Source organism: Paenibacillus sp. JT22N15, assembly GCF_059383755.1.
In genome coordinates this window covers 348282-368504 of sequence record NZ_JBXENV010000003.1, presented here as the reverse complement: position 1 = coordinate 368504, position 20223 = coordinate 348282, and the positions used below count along the sequence as shown (strand labels likewise).

At 46.7% G+C, this 20223-nt stretch carries 17 protein-coding genes; 3 read left to right on the top strand and 14 right to left on the bottom strand.

The genetic code is table 11. The features are described 5' to 3' along the window. Nucleotide 1 precedes the first annotated feature (1 nt). Nucleotides 2-1867, bottom strand: coding sequence for a non-ribosomal peptide synthetase (locus AC50X8_RS07745; protein ID WP_056040396.1), 1866 nt, complete (start codon nucleotides 1865-1867; stop codon nucleotides 2-4). A gap of 615 nt (nucleotides 1868-2482) precedes the next feature. Here AC50X8_RS07745 and AC50X8_RS07740 point away from each other — a divergent pair. After that, on the top strand, nucleotides 2483-3079 hold the full coding sequence (locus AC50X8_RS07740; RefSeq protein ID WP_494879212.1) for a TetR/AcrR family transcriptional regulator: 597 nt from the start codon (nucleotides 2483-2485) through the stop codon (nucleotides 3077-3079). A 96-nt stretch (nucleotides 3080-3175) separates the two neighbouring features. Here the strand turns inward: AC50X8_RS07740 and AC50X8_RS07735 are convergent, their stop codons facing one another. From AC50X8_RS07735 to AC50X8_RS07725, 3 genes are all read right to left on the bottom strand, one after another. Further along, a complete protein-coding gene (locus tag AC50X8_RS07735) occupies nucleotides 3176-4438 on the bottom strand; it encodes a cytochrome P450 family protein (RefSeq protein WP_494879211.1) in 1263 nt (420 codons plus the stop codon). A 272-nt stretch (nucleotides 4439-4710) separates the two neighbouring features. Beyond that, entirely contained in the window at nucleotides 4711-5778 is a 1068-nt protein-coding gene (locus tag AC50X8_RS07730) for a HAMP domain-containing sensor histidine kinase (protein ID WP_494879210.1), read from the bottom strand. Then, nucleotides 5775-6446: a response regulator transcription factor gene (locus AC50X8_RS07725; RefSeq protein WP_056040404.1), complete on the bottom strand. Its 672-nt coding sequence runs from the start codon at nucleotides 6444-6446 to the stop codon at nucleotides 5775-5777. The genes AC50X8_RS07730 and AC50X8_RS07725 overlap by 4 nt, the downstream gene beginning before the upstream one ends. Before the next feature lie 283 nt (nucleotides 6447-6729). On the opposite strand from AC50X8_RS07725, the gene AC50X8_RS07720 reads away from it, so the two are divergent. Next, a complete protein-coding gene (locus AC50X8_RS07720; RefSeq protein WP_494879209.1) occupies nucleotides 6730-7749 on the top strand; it encodes a zinc-dependent alcohol dehydrogenase in 1020 nt (339 codons plus the stop codon). 350 nt (nucleotides 7750-8099) lie between these two features. On the opposite strand, the gene AC50X8_RS07715 is transcribed toward AC50X8_RS07720, so the two are convergent. The 10 genes from AC50X8_RS07715 to AC50X8_RS07670 all read right to left on the bottom strand — a co-directional run bounded on the left by AC50X8_RS07715 (nucleotide 8100) and on the right by AC50X8_RS07670 (nucleotide 18515). Continuing rightward, nucleotides 8100-8402 carry a hypothetical protein gene (locus tag AC50X8_RS07715; RefSeq protein WP_056040405.1) on the bottom strand — a complete coding sequence of 101 codons (303 nt, stop codon included), beginning with the start codon at nucleotides 8400-8402 and terminating at the stop codon, nucleotides 8100-8102. A gap of 15 nt (nucleotides 8403-8417) precedes the next feature. Beyond that, nucleotides 8418-8648: a hypothetical protein gene (locus tag AC50X8_RS07710; protein WP_155973424.1), complete on the bottom strand. Its 231-nt coding sequence runs from the start codon at nucleotides 8646-8648 to the stop codon at nucleotides 8418-8420. Between the two features lie 406 nt (nucleotides 8649-9054). Continuing rightward, entirely contained in the window at nucleotides 9055-9729 is a 675-nt protein-coding gene (locus AC50X8_RS07705; protein WP_494879208.1) for a response regulator transcription factor, read from the bottom strand. A gap of 204 nt (nucleotides 9730-9933) precedes the next feature. Next, a complete protein-coding gene (locus AC50X8_RS07700; RefSeq protein ID WP_056040412.1) occupies nucleotides 9934-10902 on the bottom strand; it encodes an alpha/beta fold hydrolase in 969 nt (322 codons plus the stop codon). A gap of 201 nt (nucleotides 10903-11103) precedes the next feature. Continuing rightward, nucleotides 11104-12090, bottom strand: a complete 987-nt coding sequence (locus AC50X8_RS07695) for a patatin-like phospholipase family protein (protein WP_494879207.1) — start codon at nucleotides 12088-12090, stop codon at nucleotides 11104-11106. A gap of 77 nt (nucleotides 12091-12167) precedes the next feature. Next, on the bottom strand, nucleotides 12168-13148 hold the full coding sequence (locus AC50X8_RS07690; RefSeq protein ID WP_494879206.1) for an ABC transporter substrate-binding protein: 981 nt from the start codon (nucleotides 13146-13148) through the stop codon (nucleotides 12168-12170). A 54-nt stretch (nucleotides 13149-13202) separates the two neighbouring features. Beyond that, the gene (locus tag AC50X8_RS07685) at nucleotides 13203-14948 is read right to left on the bottom strand and encodes an ABC transporter ATP-binding protein (RefSeq protein WP_494879205.1); all 1746 of its coding nucleotides are present in this window, start codon (nucleotides 14946-14948) and stop codon (nucleotides 13203-13205) included. Then, the gene (locus AC50X8_RS07680; protein ID WP_494879204.1) at nucleotides 14945-16756 is read right to left on the bottom strand and encodes an ABC transporter ATP-binding protein; all 1812 of its coding nucleotides are present in this window, start codon (nucleotides 16754-16756) and stop codon (nucleotides 14945-14947) included. Before AC50X8_RS07680 ends, AC50X8_RS07685 begins: the two co-directional genes overlap by 4 nt. Nucleotides 16757-16888: 132 nt before the next feature. Then, nucleotides 16889-17905, bottom strand: a complete 1017-nt coding sequence (locus AC50X8_RS07675) for a helix-turn-helix domain-containing protein (RefSeq protein ID WP_494879203.1) — start codon at nucleotides 17903-17905, stop codon at nucleotides 16889-16891. A 49-nt stretch (nucleotides 17906-17954) separates the two neighbouring features. Next, nucleotides 17955-18515, bottom strand: a complete 561-nt coding sequence (locus tag AC50X8_RS07670) for an NADPH-dependent FMN reductase (RefSeq protein ID WP_494860315.1) — start codon at nucleotides 18513-18515, stop codon at nucleotides 17955-17957. Between the two features lie 196 nt (nucleotides 18516-18711). Here AC50X8_RS07670 and AC50X8_RS07665 point away from each other — a divergent pair, with 196 nt between their 5' ends. Further along, entirely contained in the window at nucleotides 18712-20151 is a 1440-nt protein-coding gene (locus AC50X8_RS07665; RefSeq protein WP_494860313.1) for a spore germination protein, read from the top strand. The last annotated feature ends 72 nt before the right edge of the window (nucleotides 20152-20223 follow it).

The following is a 20223-nucleotide window of genomic DNA, read 5'->3' as shown; positions in this document are numbered from 1 at the left end:
GTTACTTCAGCAGCGCCTCAATTTCCTCTTCCGACAGGTGCTCCATCTCGCTCAACAGCGCTTCGATCTCGGCATCGTCAGTCTCCGCAAGCAGATTGGCTTCAATAATTGACGCGAGGGCGCGAATCGTCGTTCCTTGTGTGAGCATATCCTTCAGCGATACCTTCACGCCGAAAACATGTCCACACCGGACAAGAATTTGAGTTGCGACGAGCGAATGGCCGCCCAAGTCGATGAAATCGTCGTCAAGCCCGAGCTGATCGAAACTGAAAAAACCTGACCAAATCACGGCAAGCTCCTTCTGGATATAGGTTTCCGGCGGAACATACGCCTGGCCAATCATCAGGCGTGACAGCGTCGGACTCGGCAGGAGCTTGCGGTCCGTCTTGCCGCTAGGGGTAAGTGGGAAGGCCTCCATCTCAACGAAATAAGAAGGGACCATATAGTCTGGCAAATGCTGCTGTAGATGGCTCCTCAGCTCGCTGATCGAGGGAGCGAACTCAGCATTTGGAATGAAATAGGCGGTAATGCGCTGGTCTCCGGGCTGATCCTCGCAGACAACCGTCACAGCTTGATTGACTCCTGGATGCTGTTCAAGCACCGTGCTAATTTCGCCCAGCTCGATACGGAAGCCCCGTACCTTCACCTGATCGTCGTTGCGGCCCAGACATTCCAGGTTTCCGTCCGTAAGCCAGCGCCCGAGATCTCCGGTATGGTACATCCGTGCCCCCGGTTCCTTGCTGTATGGATCGGGCACGAATCGCTCGGCCGTCAGGTCCGGTCTGCCGTAATAACCGCGCGCGAGCCCGATGCCACTGATGAAGAGCTCGCCAATCTCACCAGGTGCGACCGGTTCATAGCGGTCGTTTAATACGTACATAGCATTCTCAGGGATAGCCTTGCCAATTGGAATGACCGAACGGTTCAAGCTGCGATCGCTGGTCCAATTGGTAATGAATACCGCTGCCTCGGTCGGACCATACAAGTTGTGAAGCTGCGCGGACATCGTACGGCAGAACCGTTCGTTCAGCGCGGCAGACAACGGCTCCCCGCATAAGAAAACATGTTTCAGAAAGGGGAGGTCCTGAGCCTGCTCCGCACTCAAGAACGTCTGGAGCATCGTCGGAACGAATTGCACGAACGTAATACATTCGCGCTTGATGACCTCCCACATATATTCGTTGTCAAGGTGGCCTTTGGGCTTGGCCATGACAAGGCATGCTCCGCATATATGCGGCCAGAAAAATTCCCATACCGATACGTCGAAGCTGTATGGAGATTTCTGAAGAAGCTTATCATTTTCCTCCATTTCGAAAGTGTGCTGCAGCCAAAGAACCCGATTGCGAATGGCAGCGTGCGTATTCATTGCCCCCTTCGGCCTTCCCGTCGATCCGGAGGTATAGAACATGTAAGCCAGATGGCTCTCATGCAAGGCAATATTCGGGTTTCCCTCCTCATCTCCATATCCATCCAATGGCTCTGACTCGTCTAAAATCAATACATCACCGTCGAACCCAGCGAACTGTTCCGCAAATTGACGCTGCGTAATGATTCGTCTTACCTTGCTGTCCTGAATCATGTAGGCTAGCCGATCCTTCGGATAATCCGGATCCAGCGGCACGTAAGCGCCCCCTGCCTTTAGGACGCCGTACAGCGCGACGACCAGTTCAATCGAACGCTCCATGCAGATGCCTGCCAGCACGTCAGGACCGATACCGATCGCACGCAAGCGATACGCTAGCCGATTCGCGCGGCGGTTCAACTCGGCGTACGTTACTGACTTCTCCTCAAATCTAACAGCTTCACGACTAGGCGTACGTTCCGACTGCTGCTCGAATAACTGGTGAACCAAGCTTTTTGCTTGCATTCAATCACTCCTCATATGTAGTGACCATCACGATAATGCTAAAACATGTGCATAGAATATCCTACTTGAATATGGTAGAAAGCGCTAATGCTGGGATGACTTCTTTAACACTACTTTAACGCTAAAATGACCCTTTCCGGCAATCTCTCAAACATTAGCAAATTGCAGCCACACAACAAGAAGCCTCCGTGGATGGGAAGGCTTTAGAGGGTTTGTTTTATTTGTAAATATTGCATCTATTTTACAGTTCAGTCATTCCACATCCTCACAAAAACAGATGAACTCCAGATTCAAGAGGTCATCCGTCGGCTTGTTGTGTTCTTATTCTTATTGCTTTAAGTTAAAGAAGAAAAAAGTTTCATATCAAGCAGCCGTTTTATATCTATTAGGTATCCCTTCACTTTATTCTTATTTTCTTTTTATTTTTTTCGATCTTATTTGTACAAATAAATATTTACTCCACCTTGCATTAGATGTTGACTCATAGAAAAAATACTGCTACTGTTTCAATGCAGACTTCCTCAGTCAGCACATTCCTCTCTTTTTTACTAGGATTAAGCGGATAATTCTCCACTTGTAATAGGGGCTCAGATGAAGGATGGGAAGTGATAAACAGTGAATGAAACAAATGCAATCTACCGTTCAGAGCGCCGTGATGCCGCCGAGAACCGCCAGCGTATTCTGGATGCGGCTAACAAGTTATTTCAGCTCCACGGCGTCGAGCAGGTCAGCATGAACCAGATCGCCGTCGAAGCGCAAATCGGAGCGGGAACCCTGTACCGGCGTTACCGCAACAAAAGTGATCTGTGCATGCATTTAATCAAAGACAACGTGACGGTGTTGTTTGAGGATATTGAGGAATACTTGCAGGAGAACGCCTACCACCCGCCTAATGACCGATTGCGTGGGCTGCTTGCTGTGTTTATTCAGTTCAGAGAGAAAAATGCGCAGCTGCTTGCCGGTGTCGAGAATTCAGCTTATAATGTGCCGGACCCCAGAACGAAAAGTCCCATCTATGACAAATTTCATAAGCTGCTTCTTGGACTGATTGAAGAATGGATAGCAGAAACCAACCAACCACAGCCCCTCAGCTTATTCAAAACAGACATGCTTATGAACGCCCTCAGCAGCGATTCGTATCTGTTTCAAAAAAATGTGCGCGGCAACTCGCCCGACCGTATTTTGGAGCAGCTATGCCAGACCTTTCTTTAATGCATCACATTAATACGAACAAGCCTAATTCATCGACGGCAGTCTGCCGCTTGAATTAGGCTTGTTTTAAATGAAGCATGTTTTGTCGTCTTTTCCCTAAAAAACGACTGGCAGGGCAGCTAAACTCTGTGAGCTCAGCGCGAAATGCCAGGAGATGTCTGCCCGAGGAATGCTGAGTCGCAGGTTGGGCATCCGTCTCAGCAGCGTTTGAAATGCAATGTCTCCCTCTACGCGAGCTAGTGGCGCGCCCAAGCAGGAATGGATGCCATGACCGAAGGCTAGATGGCGATTAATCGTACGAGTTATATCCAGTTCTTCTGCTTGTGCGAACGGGCATTCATCCCGGTTTGCAGATTTCAATAAAGGGATCAGCATATCTCCCTTTTTAATCTGCTGACCAGCAAGTACAATATCTTGCGTTGCAAAGCGAGGTCCCGACATGGTAGCTGGTCCATTGAAACGAAGCAGCTCTTCGAAGGCGGACGGAGCCAGACTAAGATCAGCTTTGAGCTTCTCCAGCTGCTCCGGATGATCTAACAGCATCAATGTTCCTGTGGCAATGAGATTTGAGGTCGTCTCATGGCCTGCAAAGATCAATAGGGTAATCATGGAGATCAACTCTGGCTGACTCAGCTTGTCCCCCTCTTCTTCGATGGCGATTAACTGGCTGATCAAGTCATCAGCTGGATGCTTGCGTTTGTCAGCAACAAGCTCCGCCGTGTATTCACCGAAAGCACGCAAATGTTCCTCTACTCCCGGTGCGCGCACACCAAGACCCAAACCATGTGAAATCGCTTTAGACCAGTCATGGATCTGCGAGCGGTCTGCTTCAGGTACCCCAAGCATATCGGATATTACGTGAATGGGTAAAGGATAGGCATAATCTTTGACAAGGTCCATCTCACCGCGAGCTTGCACCTTATCCAGCAATTCATCCGCAATCTTCTGCACACGCGGTCGAAGGCTTTCCATGTATTTGGGCGTGAAGGCTTTGGAGACCAGCCTGCGTAACCGCCGATGATCAGGATCATCGACAGATAGCATGGATTTTCCGGTGAAAAAGGTATCTGGAGCGGATGCATCTGCGTTTTCCATAAAGGCTTTTTTAAATTCGTTGCTGCCACCGATCGTTTCTGGGTCTACAGTGAAGTGGGCATGATCCTTAAGTACCTGAGACACTTCTTCCATTCGCGTGACCAACCATTGTTGGCGATCTGTGCCACCCATAGGCACAGTAATAGGAATAACAGCTCCCGTTTCACGCAGCTGCGCGAAAATCGGAAATGGGTTTTCAGGACTGTCACTACTAAACAGGCTAAGCGCTGCTTTTTCACATACACTATTATCGGAATAATTCATCTTAAACCATCCTTTCGCTACTGCCTTTTATTTTAATGAAAATGGGTTATATAAATGGAGACTTACGTTATCCTGCTCCCCTCCTTTTATTGAGATTAAGTGGATAGTTTTCCACATAATCTCTTCTTAAGATTAAACGGAGAACTCTCCTCTTGTCAACTTTAACCAAATACAAGCGTTTTCCCCCTCCCCCTTGCTGCTCCCATACGGCTAAACAAAATAAGCAGCCTGAATTCGATTGTTCGAATCCAGGCTGCCCTGCTGCGCACTGATTACTTTTCAACTTTTAATTGGACTGTAAAGGTTGTGCCCTCTCCAGGTTCGCTCTTAACCGAAATGACACCGCCTACCAATTCAATTACGCGGAGCGAAAGAGCAAGACCGAGGCCATTCCCCTCCGCATGATGGGAAGGATCGCCTTGATAAAATTTATCAAAAATATGCTTCATCGTTTCCTCGTCCATCCCACAGCCTGTGTCTGATACCATGACCGTGATCGCATGTTCATCCGAAATTTGCTTTAGGGTGATCGTTCCCCCGGGAGATGTGAATTTTAAAGCATTGGAGAAAAGATTATGCCACACGATCTCCAACATACTTTCTTCAGCGCGAATGATGGCACGATCCTCTATATCGACCATAAATGCGATCTTTTTTTCTTCCCATGCATTTTCAAAGTATAGCGCGCAATCGCATAGCTGCCTGCACAGATCGTAGGGCTCGGCAACAGGCACAATCTCCTGATTTTCCAATTTGTTCAGCTTAAGGATGTTGACGACGAGTGTTGCTAGCTTATTGGTAGAAGAAATGATGGTAGCCGTATAATCCTTCCGCAGCTCCGGCGGCAAATCGTCCTGCGTCAGTGCTGTAGCGTAACCGTGAATGACGGACAGTGGTGTCTTGATTTCATGGGATACATTGGAAATGAAGTCGTTTTTCAGCGTTTCAATGCTGTTCAGTTCCTCGACCATCTTGTTGAAATCCTCGAACATCACATCCACATAGTTCTTCTTATCCGCTCTGTGTATAGGCTCGAGATAGACCGAAAAGTCTCCTTCTGATACCTGCTTGGCCGCCTCGCTGAGTTTTCGCATGGGCTTGTCAAAAGATTTGTACTTCTGCCTTGCGGTAACCAGGCAAAAAATAAGGCTAACGATAATCCAATAGCCCGAGATTCCGAAAATGTACGGCCAAGGCACGTGTTCGATTGGCCGATAAGCATCATAGATTAGCGCTTGTCCCGCAGTTAGCGTAGACAACACTAAATAAGTGACCACAAATTCTTTCCATGAAAAAAGAGGTGACTTCATTCTCGCATCTGGTTTCTGTTTCTTATTCATTGCAGCACTGCCTTGTAGCCTAGCCCATGCACGGTCATAATTTTGAAACCTTCACAGCAGGAAAACTTGTCCCGAAGCTTGACAATATATACGTCCACAGCGCGCAGGCTGGTTTGACTTTCAATGCCCCAGAACTCGTCCATAAGCTGGGCACGCGAAAAGGTATGTTTGGGATAGGAAAGCATTTTGTACAGGATGTTGAATTCTCGAACCGTCACGGGTACTTCCTTGCCATCTACTGTAGCGGTCATATCGTCTGCGTCCATCAGCAGGCTTCCTACCCTCAGTTTTTTTTCATGGGCAATATTCGCTCTTCGAAGCAGGGCACCCACCCGCAGAACCAGTTCATCCAAATCAATCGGTTTAACCATGTAATCGTCAATGCCGGCAAAAAAACCTTTTTGTTTGGAGGATATATCATCACGGGCAGTAACAAAAAGAATGGGAATGGTCTTATTGATCCCCCTTATTGTCTCTGCAAATTCAAAACCGTCGATCTCCGGCATCATAACATCGGAAATGAGAAGATCATAGATATGGTTATACATTAAATCATAAGCTTCACGCGGGTTCAGACAACCTTTAGCGTTGTAACCATTTTTGGACAAATAGGCGCAAAAAATTTGGTTAAGCTTTGTATCGTCCTCCACTACAAGTATATTGATCATAAAAACATCCTTTCTGACGCATTAGTATCATCATAATAGATAGTTGTTAAAAAATTGTTTAAGCTAAGCCGCGATATCAAGTAACATGAGGCCTGAATCGTTCTTATTTTCACGATTAATATCTCATAAACATTATTTTAACAACTTTGAAACATTATTATTGCATGATTAGGACATCCAATCGATCATTGGAATCTGTTGTAAGTATTTAGTCTATCCGATTAAGACTTAACAGATGCGAAAAAGCGGTTGAGCGATTAACATTCATGAGGAGTGAAGTTACATGATGAAGGCAGCGATCTATTCTGGCAAAAATGACATTCGAGTTGAAGAAAAAGCGATTCCTGTTGTAGGCCCAAAGGATGTTCTCGTAAGAAATCTGCGTGGCGGCATATGCGGTACAGATATTAATATTGTCAAAGTCGGTGCAGGCAATATGGGAATTACTCTTGGTTCGGAATTTGGACATGAAATGGTCGGCGATGTTGTGGAAATAGGGTCCGAAGTTTCTTCCCAGATTGAAATGGGAATGCGTGTAGGCATTAATCCGATTACAGCCAAAAAAGTCGGGAGGCGCAAATCGCTGGAGTGTTCCGGATTTTCACAGTATGTCTTAATAGAAGAAGCTGAACTTAACTATAACTTATATGAAATAGATAAAAGTGTTCCAGTGGAGGTAGCTTCACTGATCGAGCCGATGAGCGTCGGACGACATGGTGCTTTCAGCGCAAACCCGCAGCCTGAAGATCGGATTGTCGTTATGGGTGGAGGTCCTATCGGTCTTCTCGCAGCTGCCAGCTTGATTGCTGAAGGTATGAAGCACGTGTGTGTGGTCGACATTGACGAATGGCGATTGTCCAAAGCCGCTGGATTAGGGGCATTGACCGTCAATACGGCTGAAACGACACTTGAGGAGGGATTGGCTGGACATTTTGGCACCGTGAACGTATATGGTGTTGAAGTACCCAACGTAGACGTATTTATAGATGCGGCGGGTGCTCCCGTTTTGTTTGAAGCCATCATGAAAATCGTGAAGCCTAAAGCCAGAATTTCAATTATTGCAGTTTATAAAACCGATGTGCCGATTAGCTTGCAGCAGGTCATGTCCAAAGAAGTACAGCTTAAAGGCTCCAGCGGGTATACACATGAGGATTTTTCCAAGGTAGCCCAGCATCTTTCTACATTCAAAAATGAGTTGTCCACCCTTATTACGCAGGTTTATAAGCTTGATGATATTCAGGAAGCCTTTACTAAAGCCATTGAAGCTAAAGGTACGGTTAAAGTGGTTGTCGATTTAACATAAAATCTATCATGTAATCACTGAAGCTTTTCCTTTGAGAAGCCAGTGTAAATACAAGACAAGCTCTTGTCCTTTATTGGGACAAGAGCTTGTCTTGTTCAAGGAACGTATCTCACCCCCTGCTCCAGTTAGGAAAGTTCCAATCCTGCCATTTGAAACTGTGAGAACGATCGGATTTAAAAAAACGTTCGAATATACGCTTCTGATCCTGTAGAGAAATGCCAATGCACACGTCGGATATGCGAGCGATTACATTTTTGACATCTTGTTTGATTCTGACTTTACTAAAGCGCCATCCATCTCGAATACTCGACCTTTGTTCTACAGTTTTTTTACAAAAAGCAAAGTCGGCATTATAGATTCATTGACTGGATATGCTCTTTTGTCTCTGCCGTTCCTAGATGCCCTATTGTATTGTATATTTCTTTGAGATAGTAATCATATCCGTCATTCTCGAGATCGTGATGATATGGAATTCCTGGAATGGAGTTTCTTAACAAACTTTCGTTATCGAAATTTTCCATTTCTTCAAACAAATACAACAACTGTTGCAATTCCTCCGACGTTGCTTCGATTTCGAATTCGTATGAGGCATCTCCTTGCCTAGTCATTATAGTTTTGGATTGAACTGAAACATAATATTTTTGCTTCTCCATGCGCGTGCCCTCCTCTTATGACTCCTTCAGGAATATCCATATCATTGCAAGCACGATCGTTATCACAGGGGCGATTACATATATCATGAAGATTGGATTCGCGATGATCGGATGCTTGACCGTTGTTAAACTTACATCCTTGTCAAGGGTCGTATTTTTCACTTGCAGCTTTCGGGAAACCATGATTGATCCGAACACCCCGTAAACACAAGCCACTATTCCTAAAATCGCTAACAAAATATACAATTTGCTAGTCCCCTTTCCTAAAATCTTTGCCACCTTATTTTGTTTCCTTAGATATTTTTTATTCATTTTATGTTAGACAACAAAATTTTGATTTTTTGTCGGCTAAATCGAGTTATTGATACCGATGCTTTCCAAATGAGAGTCCTGCTTTTAAAAAAAGCCCTTGCCCCAGCTAGGGACAAGAGCTTAAGACATTGAGTGAATTCTCCTGCAACTGCGGCTTGGACAATCCGAATTATGTGTAGTGCGACGATGACCCCTCGGATTTACTTAAATCACTTCTCCGCTGAGCACTTTATTTACTTGTTCCATCGTTACAGTGGCAGGATTGTGCCCATTTAACATTCCGTAAGACTGGAATTAGTCTGCTTCATCATAAATTTGAAGATGGTAAGACTTGAGCTGATCATTCATAAACCTCAAGCCGGTAGCCAAGTCCGCGCACCGTCTCGATGCGAAATTCCGGTGTAGTCCCGAACCGTTCGCGCAGACGCTTAATATGTACGTCTATTGTTCGATCATCCCCAGCGTAATTGATCCCCCAAATTTGATCGATCAACTGCTCGCGCGTATACACTTGCCCGGGAGTTCCAGCAAGCTTATACAGCAATTCGAACTCCTTGAGCGGCAAAGTGAGCGACTCGCTCCCTCTCATCACCTTATAGGACTGCCGATCAAGGATGACGTTGCCAAACTGGATCGTCTGCGTGGAGCCAATCCGGTATCGTTTCAGCAATGCCCTAACCCGTACCGTCAACTCCAACGGATCGAATGGTTTCGTCAAATAATCGTCCGTCCCTAGCTCGAACCCCTTCACTTTCTCCCATGTTTCGCCTCGTGCAGTCAGCATAAGCAGCGGCAGATCAGGATTGGCTCTTCTGAGCTCCTTGCATAACGTCCAGCCATCCATTATCGGCATCATAATATCGAGTACAACAAGATCGACATGCGTCGAAGCGTAGACGTCCAGAGCTTCCTTGCCGTCCGCAGCTTCAACTGTTGCGAATCCGTCGTTGCGTAGAAATAAACAGACAAGTTCGCGAATGTTCGCATCGTCGTCAGCAACCAGTATTGTAAGCATTCGGTCCCTCTTTTCCTATTTTCCATCTCTTATTGAAGTAACCATTATACTACAACTAAATGGGGATTGTCCTATTCTTCCTGCATCATGATGCTAGGAAATTGACGATATTTTGAGGCATAGCTTGAGTAACAAGAAGGCTCGCGATACAGTACAAATGCCAAAAAGAAGATGGCCCGAACCAGGGCGATCTCCTTTATTTGTCTAGCGCTTAGCCAAAGCCAATATTTCTTCTGCAACAAGCTCCGGCTGGTATTGATGAATGTAGTGCTCGGTGTCTTTAACAACGATTTGCTTCGGCTGCAAGGACCAGGATGTAAACGCTGCTTGGGTTTTGGTCCACAGCTCTTCGCTCGCCCCTAAATAATCAGCCGTCAATATTGTAAGCGGAAAAGGAAACGGCTGTTTCGCATCCAATACGACCTTTGCATTAGCCTGTGAACGCAGCAGCTCGTCCTCTATATTGGCATTTTCAAGCTTAAGCAACGATGCTGTATGATCAATCTTCTTTAAGTCATCGGACACAAACTTCAATCCGTTGCGAGCAGCAAGCGAGCTTTCGATAACGCTGTCGGATTGAAATAGTAATCGAATCACACCCGTTTTGATCAGGAGCTTACTGAGGGTGCTACTTACTGGCTTTTCAGAATCGTTGTAATAATATTCCGGACTTCCGCCATCCAGCATCACAATTCCTTGAACTTCGTCTGGGTATTTCTGTGCATATCGAATGGTTTCCAGCGATCCCAACGAATGTGCCACTAGCAGATAAGGCGGCTTTTGACCAGATGTCTCCAGCAATTCGTGAATTTCATCCGTTATCGTATCGATATCACGCTTCTTATCTGTTGTATCACTATAGCCATAGCCAAATCTGTCGTAAACGGCGAATTTCACATGAGGTGCGAGCCTCTCATATAGCGGAGAAAAATCCACATAGGGATTGGCGGTGCCCCAACCGGAGGCAAACACAACGGTTACATCCCCTTGGCCGCCCGTATATACATGCATATTTTCCCCATGCACCTTGTAAAGCTTACCGCTAGGTGTGTAAGATTTCAAATCATTTCGGATGCTTGCTTGTTCATATACGGCTCCTGCTCCCAATAGCACAACGATAGCAAGCAAACCAAAAGCTACTGTCTTCCCTAACCGTCTAACCCATTTTCTCATCTGTCCCACTCCCCTTATCGTAGTCACATTATAGCGGTTCAATCTTATGTAAGAGAAAACTCTATCTTAATTCCAGCTTAATTGTTTATTCTGCTAACCTGCCATACGATCCAACTAGCTATTCTTCTTCAAAAAATAAGCTGTGGCCGCCGCAGAATCATGCTCTGCAGCGGCCACAGCCTGGTTACCTACATTTATTTTTTAGTGATACACCGTTGTTTCCCCATGTCGCTGACTGTCATCTGGCTGCAGCGACATAGCAGAAGCATTTTCTTTGTCTCTAAACTTATGTTTATACTGTTCAAAATCCCATTGTTCTAAAAACTTCTCCGCCGCCACTTGACCTGACAATAATAACGATTGCCTATCGTTTTGCGTTAAATCAAACTTTGTCGTCGTTACCGTTCCGGTTGGTATAAAAATCGATCGCTCTTCCGAATGTTCATCCACATGCCGCTGATCATGAGCCTGCAGCATCGTTTTAAATATAGCTTTGAGCATCGACACTGGACCATTAATGTTCTGGGATTGCGCATAAGTGCGTTTTTCCGATAAACGAAAACCAAAAGTTGGCCACCGCGGAATTCCTTGCACATCAAACAGCCAAATTGGATAGTTACTGAGCATGCCGCCATCAAGCATGTAATAGGGCTTCTTATTAATTGCGGTTTGCCACAAGTAAGGCTGAAAAAAGAAAGGAAGCGTAGTACTCATTCTTACAGCCGCCGCTATCGGAAAAGCAGCAGCTGATAAACCATAGTGGGGCAAATCATTAGGAAACACAACGATTTTTCCATTGCTTATGTTTGATGCAAGGATGGACAGCTTCCCTTCGGGAAGATCTCCGAACGTTTCAATTCCCTTTCTCTTTAACCACTCCGTCATAATCTGCTCCAAAATATGGTTGCTATAAATACCGGACTTCACCATCAAAGGAATCGTCTTGTTCAAAATGGGCAAGTTGTTCATTCCTGTGCGCCCGAGTAATTTTACGTAATCTAGAGACTGCATCAGTTGTTTAATTTCGGAACTCGTGTAATCACAGGCTAATAAAGCCGCGACTATCGCTCCAGCTGAAGTTCCCGCCAGCTTGTTCCACGTATAGCCCTTAGCCTCCATAGCTTCAATTGCGCCTACAAAAGCGATGCCCTTCACACCACCGCCTTCAAAAACAGCATCGGCCTTCATTTTCAGCAATCTCCTCCTGTGCATATTTCTGCTTATAGGAGTATTTTGCTTCTTCGCATTTTGTTTTATGCCTGAAATTATGAATCCTTATGATGGTCCAAAATAAGCTGGCCAACCCGGTTCAGCAGCTCCAGTCGGCCTATGGCCGTATAGGAATAGTTATAGTTATCGACATTCGAAATTTTATAAATGTTGCCTTTTTGGACCGCTGTTATATTGTTCCAGACGTTGCTGTCCTCCATTTTATTTTCATCATTTTCCATTAAAAGCATATGATCTGGATTGATCGCGGACAAGCCCTCCAAGCTGATTTGCTTGCCGCCCCAATCCTCGGGATCAGGTATGCCCTTCGTACGTTTCAAGCCTAGATCTTTGTAGATAAGCTCCGCCGATCCCGTAGTAGAGTAAACAACGATGTTGTTCGGATACGTTTCAACCATCCCGAAGGATTCATCCTTGATGACCGGCGCTAGCTTTTCTTTCCATTCCGTTGCTGCTGCATCATAACCGGCTATCCATTGCTTCATTTTTTCCTCTTCATTAAATAGCTCGGCCAAGAAGCTGAACCGCTCTCTCCATTCATAATAGGCATGCGGAATAATAATGGTAGGAGCAATCTGGCTAAGCTGCTCATACATTTCCGTATTAAACGTGGCTCCCAAAATAATCAAATCCGGATCTGCGGCTGTGACCAGCTCAATATTGATAGGCTCTGCATACCAGTCCAGATTAATCGTATCCTTGCTCATCCGGTCTTTAATGGTCGGCGACAGCTCGCTTTGATTTCCATAATCTGCATTTGCAGTAGCAATAGGTTCAATGCCGAGCAGCAGCAGCTCCTCGGTTGCTCCAGAAAGATCAGCAATGCGCTGAGGCTTGAGCGGAATAACAACCTCTTCTCCATTCGGGTTTTTCACCGTTTTCGTTGTTTTTGCCGCTTCGTTGCTTGCCGTCGTTTCAGGCTGGCTAGTCGCCCCCGTCCCATTCGCTGGCTGGCTGCCACAGCCCGCCAATATGATCATACAACTTAACACCAACATCACAACTGCCTTTTTCATCGTTGTTTCTCCTCTCAAAATGTATAAGCTAGATTTTTAGCCAGCTGTCTTAGCTCAGGTTTTAACCTGCCAGCCCTCGGCCTGCTGCTGCAAATGCCATAAACGGGAGTAAATGCCCTGTCCGCCCAGCAGCTGGTCATGTGTTCCTTCCTCGACCAAACGCCCTTGATCGAGCACGATAATGTTATCTGCGTTTTGAATCGTCTTTAAGCGATGGGCGATCAATATCACCGTTTTATCCGCTACCAGCGCATTAATTGCTAGCTGGACAGCCGCTTCATTTTCAGGATCAAGAGAAGCGGTAGCCTCATCGAGTAAAATAATAGAAGCGTTCTTTAGCAGCGCGCGTGCAATCGATATCCGCTGTTTTTCACCGCCTGACAGCGTTGATCCGCCTTCCCCAACTGGCGTGTTGTAGCCTTGCGGCAGTCTGGAAATAAAGTCATGACAGCATGCACGCTTCGCCGCTGCTTCAATTTCCGCTTGACTGGCATTCATTTTTCCAATCCGAATATTGTTTCCGATCGTATCTTGAAACAAATAAACATCCTGAAAGACGATAGAAATGTGCTGCAGCAGTTTTTCAGGAGCAATCGAGCGGATTGATTGCTCGCCGATGCGAATCGTCCCCGCCTGAATGTCCCAAAATCTCGCGATTAGACGAGTAATGGTGCTTTTCCCGCTCCCCGATGCCCCAACAAGCGCCGTAATCGTCTTTGGCTTAATCGTAAAGGATACGCCGCTGAGCACAGGCGTCTTCGCCTCATACCCGAAGGTCACCTGGTCAAAAATAATGCTGGGATGAGCCTCCGCAATATTTGCGCTCCCCTCCAGCGTCTGCTCCTGCTGCACATCCATAATGCGCTGGGCACTGTAGGCGGAATAACGCATTTCTCCGTAATTCATCAGCACAATCGTCAAAGGCTCAAAGATTTTCGTTCCGACGAGCAGAAACAGCAGAAAGACAGGCAAAGACAAGCTGCCGCCGACAAGCAAATAACTGCCGGTCCAAATCATTAGCGTCATTCCCGATCGGGCAAGCAGCATCGCCCCCATAATCATCGGTCCCATAATCGCTTCCAGCCGGATTGATGCTTGTTTTAGTCGGTCAAACGAAAGGCGCAGCCGCTCAAAGCGTTCGCCGCCCAAATGATGAGCTTTAATTTCACGAATGCCCATCAAATATTCCTGAAGACGGCTGGCCGCCTCATTTTTAGCTTGCACGTGGTTTTCGCTCAGCCGTGCTTGAAGCCTATCCGTCAGCCACAATAACAGCGCGCCAAGCGGAACGGCGATAAACATCGCCAGCGCCATTCGATAGTCCAGCCATATAAGACTGGTTAGCGCCATAATGGGCAGCACGACAGCGCTGATGAGCTGCGGCACATTATGAGAAATCGTATGCTCCACCTGTCCATAATCACTCAAAATAAGATTCGTCAAGTCCCCAGGATCACGTTTGCCGAAAAAACCGAGCGATAGATGGCGAATATGCTCTGCCAGCTTTAATCGCCCTGATGCAGCGAGGCTGTAGGCCGCCCGGTACGTTTTATCGTAAAGGGAAGCGTAAGCTGCATATTCCACAAGCAGCCAAGCGAACAGTACTATGCACACGACCCACATGCGGTTCGTATTCAGGCCAAGCTCTGGCTGCGCAAACGACATGTAAATCGTATTAAAAAGATCTACAAGCAGCGCGGCAGGAATGATTTTCGCGATGCCATCCAAAATAGCAGCAATAGCAGACGGCCATAAGCTTTTAGGCGAACCGCCGGAAATGTTATAAAAGTAGTTTCTCACAGCTGAGGCTCCCCTCCTCTAACGCCCAGTTTCCATGAAGCCGCGCTTTGATGGGCCAGCCACATTTGCTCATACAGCCCCTGTTTCTTGAGCAGCTGTTCATGGGTGCCTTGTTCGACAATTTTGCCTTGCTGGACGACTAGAATCTGCTGAGCCGAAAGGATGGTGGAGAGGCGATGGGCGATAATGATGACCGTTTTGCCTTTCACCAGCTGGGCGATGCCCTGCTGAATGTTGTATTCATTTTCAGCATCGGCATAGGCTGTTGCTTCATCGAGTACGAGTATCGGGGCGCGCTTAAGCAAGGCTCGGGCAATCGCAATGCGCTGAGCCTCACCGCCGGATAAATACGTACCGCCTTGTCCAATTTTGGTAGCGTAGCCTTGATCCAGCTTATCGATAAATTCATGGCAGCAGGCCGTTTTTGCAGCTGCTTGCACTTCATCTCTGGTGGCCGCCTTGTTGCCCATCCGAATATTTTCCTCAATCGTATCGTAAAAGAGGTGTACATCCTGAAAAACGAAGGATACGAGCTCCATCAGCTTGTCTGTTCCAATATCGCGAATGGGAATACCGCCAATCGAAATGGTGCCCTCCTGCACCTCCCAAAATCGCAGCAGCAAGCTCGCAATGGTTGATTTCCCTCCGCCTGATGGTCCCACTAGGGCAGTGAGCTCGTCAGCATGAGCTACAAAATTTACATATTGCAGGACTGGCTTAAAATCTTTGCTTTCCGTCTGCTCATAAGCGAAGGACACGTCTTGAAAGGCAATATCGTAATGATGAGGCATTTGGGGCGACGCCGGCTCTAGAGCGAGCTTCTCGGCAAATACAGCCTCAATCCGCTTATGTCCCTCGACAATTTCACGCAGCCCGCTTCCTAGATGCATTAGCTTCAGCAGCGGTGCCGATAGGCTTGGCGTAACGATGAGGAACAAAATAAACGTAATGGCGAAGGACTGGCTGCCTGCTTGACCGCTGAACAGCAATAGGCCGATCGGCACGACGAACGTAAACAGCGAAATAATGATGACAAAAAAGAGGCTGTACGACGTCTTGCAGATATCTGTAATTTTCAAAGAAACATCGCGGTATTTCATAACGGCTTGCTTGAACGTCAGAAATGAATCTGCGGTGATGCCGAACACTTTGACTGCGGGCATTCCCCGCACATATTCAATCCCTGTTGCATTCATCTCTTCAATCGCATACTGAAATTCACGGTACGCCTCTTTGCCAGCTTCACTGCCGAACAATCTGGTTTGCAGCCACACGCCTGCGGCAATTGGGAGCAGTAATACGAGTGCCATTCGGTAATCCAGCCAAAACAAATAACCGATTAACACGATTGGAATGACGATTGCGCTAATGAGATCGGGCAGCTGATGGGCAATAAACTTTTCAATCTTTTCCACGCTAACCTCAATAATCTTCTTGAGCTCTCCCGTTGCCGTTTTCGTATGGTATCCCATCGGCACTTTCGCCACATGCTCTGCAAGCCGCACCCGAAGCTCATAAAGAATGTTGAAAGCGGCAATATGCGAGCACATTCCCCCAACATACATTGCTGCAAGCATGGCAAGCAAGGAGACTAAAGCGACGATTCCCCAATGGATGAGCAGCTCTTTGTTCATATTGGCCGGCTGCTGCGCATGAATGAGCAGCTCCTGGACGATTTTATATACCGCAATAAACGGTACAATTTGCAGCAGGCTCGAAAGGGTCGAGAATATGCTGGCTGTTACTAACAGCCCTTTCCGCTCGCCGGCAATTTGAACTAAACCGGATATTTCAGATTTCGTCTTCATGTCACTCCGTCCCAACATAATTGATATTAAAAATCATTCTCATACATAAAGCGCGATGTATAAGCTAATATCGCATATATTGGGTTTGGGCTGATACCCAAATCGGGAGTAAAAGGTTCCATAAGCGGATTTTTAGCGGCGGTTTCCTTTTAGCGGATAGAATTTGAAATATTCAGAGGGGTTGATCCCGTATTTTCGTTTGAATTGTTCTGAAAAATGACTTGCTTTGCTAAAGCCGACGGCTGCCGCCGCCGCGGTAATATTCAGCTTCCCTTCCTCAAGCAAGCGATAGGCTTCGTCTAATCTTCGATTAATAATATAAGCATGAACAGGCAGGCCGAACAGCAGCTTGAAGCCTTTTTTGAGCTTAAATTCATTCAAGCAAACGAGCTTGCTCAATGCTTCCAAGCTAGGAGGCGTTACTAATTGCGCATCGACGATTTGTTTGGCACGGTGCAGGCTGTCAATATCAGTGCGGGATAATCCTGTCAAGCGTGGCTGTGGTTGCTCTTGCAAAATCGCTTCATTGAAATAAACGGCAAGCAGCTCAAACACCTTCCCGCTTAAATAAAGCTGTTTAATCGCTCCCTGATAATTGCAGTGAAAAATATGTTGCGTAATTCGCTTCATCTCCGGCGTCATCGAGGAATGATGAAAAGGCTCGCGATTTTCTGTCAATATGGATGAAATTTTATGCAGCGGCAGCTGCTGTAAAGCGCCAATCTCCGTTAGGCGATCCAGCTTGAGAGTTACCCCACGAATATGCTGATTGACGTTAAACTGGCAGCTGCTGCTTGTGGGAAGATGTCCGAAGGCTGAAACCTCCCCGTGCTCCAGCTGATATTCTTTTCCAAGCTCTTCTACATTCCATTGAAGCCTTTCCCCAAGACAAAAGCTTAGTTTTAAGCTGTTGTTCCGCTCCAGGCTTTGCAAGGAAGTAGCCTTATGGAATGAGGCGTCACATATGACAAGCTCCATGGACGAATGGATCTGATTGAGCTGCCAGTAACCGCGTCCAAGCTGTTCCGGCATATGTATCCTCTGTTCTGAGGAGCTGGAACGATACAGCTGATTCAAATTATCCGCTAAAGTGCAGTTTCGATTTACCGTATTGGCAATTTCATACCATCTTTCTGCTGCTGATTCCATTCATTGGGCCCCTCTCCCACGGCTGGTGTCGAAATTTTATAGTTGTTCTTTAATCTAAAGCAGGGATATGATCGATCCAATGCACAAACTTTTGCAAATAAGCCTGCAAATATTCCTTCGTCTTCTCATCCGTTAGGCGATGCTGCTCCGCATCTACTTTCGTGTGAACTTGTGAAATAAGCAGCTTCTGAAAAGGAAGCACCTGCGCCTGGACGGACTCTAGGATATGCCGGGTTTGTAGCTGGGCATGAACGGTACCCATGCCGCCCGGCGTTGCGCCAATGAGGCCAAATGGTTTTCTGCGCAGCACGGAGCCGCGAGATGGCCTGGACGCCCAGTCAATTGCATTTTTGAGCACGCCCGGAATGCCGGAATTGTACTCTGGCGATACAATTATAACGCCATCCACTGCTTGAATAGCCGCCTTAAACGCCTGTACCGCCTCTGGTCCGTCTCCCGCCTCCAAATCTTCATTAAACAAAGGAAGCTCCTGTAGCTCAATCCACTTAAATGCAATAGAAGCATCCAGTTCGCTCAGCGTCTGCGCCACCATTCGATTATATGAATTTTTTCGCAAGCTTCCTACGATTAGTCCAATTGTTTTTGTCATTTTAATTAGCCCCTTTCTCCGCAACACTTGATTCGATCTTTAACTTAAATACCATTTTACTTGCTTTCCAAAATATTGACTAGCTTTCCATTCAAATTACGCTCTGCGTTCATCGAATAATATAGCCAATTTTAGCCACAATAACTATGTGATCCGTACGAAAATGACAAGCTTTAGCAAAAGGAGCTGCAGAAAAATGCCCAAGAGCAAGGTAAACACGACGCGCGACCTTTATAATGAGCTAGTGACCGAGCTTGGCAACAGCTCAGATTTATCAACGAGAAACTGCTTAATCGGCGAGGAGCGTATTTCTGCCTCCGTCATTTGGATTGATGGACTCGTTAGCAAGCAAAATTTAAATGCCGATGTCATTTCGCCACTTATTTCAGGAACCCAGCAGCTTAAGCTTCTTCATCAAAGCGAGCCTCCTCATGAGCTCCTTTGCAGCTATATACTGACAGCGAATCATGTGAAAATGGTCAATACCTCTGATGAATGCGTGCCTTTGCTTGTTAGCGGCTGGACGATTATTTTAGTAGAGGACAGCGAAGGAGCCATTGCTGTCAATACGCAAGGCCTTGAAACCCGCAGCATTGATGAACCAGCTTCGTCCAGTGTCATCCGCGGGCCGCGAGATGGCTTCGTGGAATCTTTAAGCGTTAACATTTCGCTCATTCGCAGGCGTATTCGCGACAAGGCTTTTCGTGTGGAGACGCTGACGGTTGGCAATCTGTCGCATACCAAAATAGCAATGGTCTATATCCATGACCGGGCAGACAAGGAAACCGTTGACGAAATACGCAAACGGCTGCAGTCGATCGATATCGATGCGGTATTGGAGTCCCACTATATTGAAGAAATTATTAAAGACAGCCCGACCTCCTTTTTCCCGACGGTATACAGTACCGAGCGGCCTGATGATGTGGCTGGCATTATATTGGATGGGCGTGTAGCTATTGTGGTCGACGGCACTCCATTTGTGCTCGCCCTGCCTTGTACGCTGTTTCATTTGCTCAAGACGACCGAGGATTTATATTTGGCTTACCCTGTGGCTACTTTCATTCGGTGGATTCGTTATGCCGGTTTTTTCATTACGCTGCTGCTGCCCTCTACCTATGTCGGCATTTTGACTTACCACCCGGAAATGGTTCCCCCACAGCTGCTAAGCAGCATATTGTCTGCACGAGATGGTGTTCCTTTCCCCGTCTTGATGGAGGCGCTGATTATGGAAGTCATTTTTGAGGGGCTGCGCGAGGCCAGCATTCGAATGCCGCGGTCTATCGGATCTGCCATCAGTATTGTTGGAGCGCTCGTTATTGGCGAATCCGCAGTACAAGCAGGTATAATCTCTTCCCCATCGGTCATGATTGTTGCCGGCACAGCGATTGCCTCGTTCACGATACCTTCGATTTCTCTGTCGGGAACGATTCGCATGCTGCGGTTTTTCATGCTGCTGCTCGCTTCGCTATTAGGGCTTTACGGCATTATTATTGGGCTATTTATGCTGGGAGTTCAGCTTGCCTCCATTCAATCGGTGGGTTTGCCCTATTTATCGCCATTCGCTCCGTTTAAGAAAAAAGAAGCCGAGAAAGCTATATTTCGTGTTCCTTGGTTTACACTTCGCAATAAACGTTAAAATTGAAGTCCAAGCTGAAACGGCTGTCGCCGTCCTTTGGCGGCGCCGCGCGTTTCAATCCGAGAAATAGAG

Excerpts from the sequence above, each read along its gene's own strand:
- AC50X8_RS07720 (WP_494879209.1), top strand. The coding sequence starts at position 6,730 with ATGATGAAGGCAGCGATCTATTCTGGCAAAAATGACATTCGAGTTGAA.
- AC50X8_RS07675 (WP_494879203.1), bottom strand. The coding sequence starts at position 17,905 with ATGGAATCAGCAGCAGAAAGATGGTATGAAATTGCCAATACGGTAAAT.
- AC50X8_RS07690 (WP_494879206.1), bottom strand. The coding sequence starts at position 13,148 with ATGAAAAAGGCAGTTGTGATGTTGGTGTTAAGTTGTATGATCATATTG.
- AC50X8_RS07665 (WP_494860313.1), top strand. The coding sequence starts at position 18,712 with ATGCCCAAGAGCAAGGTAAACACGACGCGCGACCTTTATAATGAGCTA.
- AC50X8_RS07670 (WP_494860315.1), bottom strand. The coding sequence starts at position 18,515 with ATGACAAAAACAATTGGACTAATCGTAGGAAGCTTGCGAAAAAATTCA.
- AC50X8_RS07700 (WP_056040412.1), bottom strand. The coding sequence starts at position 10,902 with ATGAGAAAATGGGTTAGACGGTTAGGGAAGACAGTAGCTTTTGGTTTG.
- AC50X8_RS07730 (WP_494879210.1), bottom strand. The coding sequence starts at position 5,778 with ATGAATAAGAAACAGAAACCAGATGCGAGAATGAAGTCACCTCTTTTT.
- AC50X8_RS07745 (WP_056040396.1), bottom strand. The coding sequence starts at position 1,867 with ATGCAAGCAAAAAGCTTGGTTCACCAGTTATTCGAGCAGCAGTCGGAA.
- AC50X8_RS07725 (WP_056040404.1), bottom strand. The coding sequence starts at position 6,446 with ATGATCAATATACTTGTAGTGGAGGACGATACAAAGCTTAACCAAATT.
- AC50X8_RS07680 (WP_494879204.1), bottom strand. The coding sequence starts at position 16,756 with ATGAAGACGAAATCTGAAATATCCGGTTTAGTTCAAATTGCCGGCGAG.
- AC50X8_RS07695 (WP_494879207.1), bottom strand. The coding sequence starts at position 12,090 with ATGAAGGCCGATGCTGTTTTTGAAGGCGGTGGTGTGAAGGGCATCGCT.
- AC50X8_RS07735 (WP_494879211.1), bottom strand. The coding sequence starts at position 4,438 with ATGAATTATTCCGATAATAGTGTATGTGAAAAAGCAGCGCTTAGCCTG.
- AC50X8_RS07705 (WP_494879208.1), bottom strand. The coding sequence starts at position 9,729 with ATGCTTACAATACTGGTTGCTGACGACGATGCGAACATTCGCGAACTT.
- AC50X8_RS07715 (WP_056040405.1), bottom strand. The coding sequence starts at position 8,402 with ATGGAGAAGCAAAAATATTATGTTTCAGTTCAATCCAAAACTATAATG.